3 protein-coding genes are annotated in these 1,635 nt (G+C 72.4%); all 3 read right to left on the reverse strand.

Annotated features, from left to right (window positions below; all coding sequences use genetic code 11):
- Positions 1-210: hypothetical protein (locus ABT106_RS31915; RefSeq protein WP_351284544.1), on the reverse strand; the 210-nt coding region annotated here is incomplete at its 3' end.
- Between the two features lie 203 nt (positions 211-413).
- On the reverse strand, positions 414-1,346 hold the full coding sequence (locus tag ABT106_RS31920) for a recombinase family protein (protein WP_351284547.1): 933 nt from the start codon (positions 1,344-1,346) through the stop codon (positions 414-416).
- Positions 1,343-1,635, reverse strand: a 293-nt coding sequence (locus ABT106_RS31925; RefSeq protein WP_351284550.1) for a hypothetical protein, incomplete at its 5' end; no start/stop codon positions are given. The genes ABT106_RS31920 and ABT106_RS31925, both read right to left, overlap by 4 nt.

A 1,635-nucleotide genomic window follows, 5' to 3' on the forward strand; every position in this document is an offset into this window, starting at 1 on the left:
CTGGTTGCGGGGGTCGTTGCGTTCCTGCTCCAGGTAGCCGACCGCTTCCCGGTACGTGTTGATGTCCATGTACTCGGCGAGGTACCGCTCCAGGGTCTCCCGCTCGTCGGGGTCTGGGTGGTCCAGGAGCGCGATGGCGCAGGCGTGCTTGATGCCCAGCTCCTCCTTGAGGTCGGCCAGGGCCTTCTTGCGCGCGTGGTTCTTCGGCATCTCAAGCTCTCGTTTCCGCGGCGCGCGGTGATCCCAGACTCACCGGCCGCCAAGAGCGAGGCCAGCAAGGTGATGCGAGATGAGCGACTCGGCGCGGAGCACCTTTGGCGGAACTCGTCCGGTCTGGGCCAGACGAACCGGGCCACGAGCCGGGCCCACGGTCATGCGACCGCAGGCCCGACTGTAGCGAACGGCACCGACACTCAGGGCGTGATCCGGGCGGACGTCACGCGGTCGGAGTGGATGCGGTGGGCCTTGCGGCCGGCGGGCGACTGCATCAGCGCGGTCGCGGAGTGCTCGATCATCGCCGCGTGCACGCTGAACGGGGCCGTCACCCGCACCGAGTAGCCCTGCCCGCGCCGGATGGTCTGCCCGGCGGCGAGCGCCTGGCGGACCGCGTCGTCGGCGACGTCGGCCAGGTTCTCGGCGACCAGGCCGGGAACGTCGACCACCGCGACCGGGTCGGCGGCCACCGCCTGGACGTTGCCGCCGACGTCGTCCTGGCCGTCGCCGTCGAGCAGATCCGACAGGTCGTCGGGCACGTCGCGGGCCCCGGCGGCATCGAGGACCCGGCGCACGGTCTTCGGGGCGATGTCGTACTGCCGGGCGAGCGCCTTCACGGCCGCGCCCTCGCGGTACGCCTCCACCAGCTCGACCACCTCGCCCTCGTCGAGCGCGGCCGGACGCCCGAGCGTCTTCCCGGCGGCCTCGGCCGCGGCGACGCCCTCGCGGGTGTTCTCCGAGATCATGTCGCGCTGGAACTCCAGCACCGCCGCGAGGACGCTCACCATCATCTTGGTGCCCGGGTCGTCCGAGGCGAGGTCGATCCCGGACAGCAGCCCCGACTCCACCCGCAGGTGCAGCCCGCGCCGGATCAGCACCGGCCGCAGCGCGATGATGTCCGCCACCGACCGGAACAGCCGGGCCGCGTCCGCGATGCGGATCGTGTCGCCGACGGCCGCCTCGTCGAGCAGCTGCTTGAACCCGTCGCGGTACAGGGACAGGACGCGGCTGGAGGTCGCCGGGTCCTCGTAGGCCGGGGCGCCGGCGGCGAGCAACGCCGCCAGGGCGTGCCGCTGCCGGGCGTCGGTCTGCTTGTCCGTCGAGTGCCGCAGGTACAGGCGGTCGGCGCTCACTCGTCGTCGTCCTCGAACTCGGGCATGCCCGTGGTGTCCAGGCCCATGGGGGAGCTGGCGTTGTGCATCCGCTGGACGGCGGCCGTCAGCGCGGCGGCGGCGGCCATCGCGTCGTCGCGGGCGGCCACCAGCTCGGCCACCTTCGCGTCAGCGTCGCCGTTGCCGTCGATGCGGACGCGGCCGTTCTCGTAGGTGTGCATCACCGGCCGGACCGACTGCTGGACGGCCTGCTCCAGCATCCCGGCCATGTAGGAGAGGTTCCCGAGGGCGCTGTACGCGTGGCTGGGGA

It is taken from the genome of Streptomyces sp. NPDC002044, assembly GCF_040296725.1.
Lineage (GTDB): Bacteria > Actinomycetota > Actinomycetes > Streptomycetales > Streptomycetaceae > Streptomyces > Streptomyces antarcticus.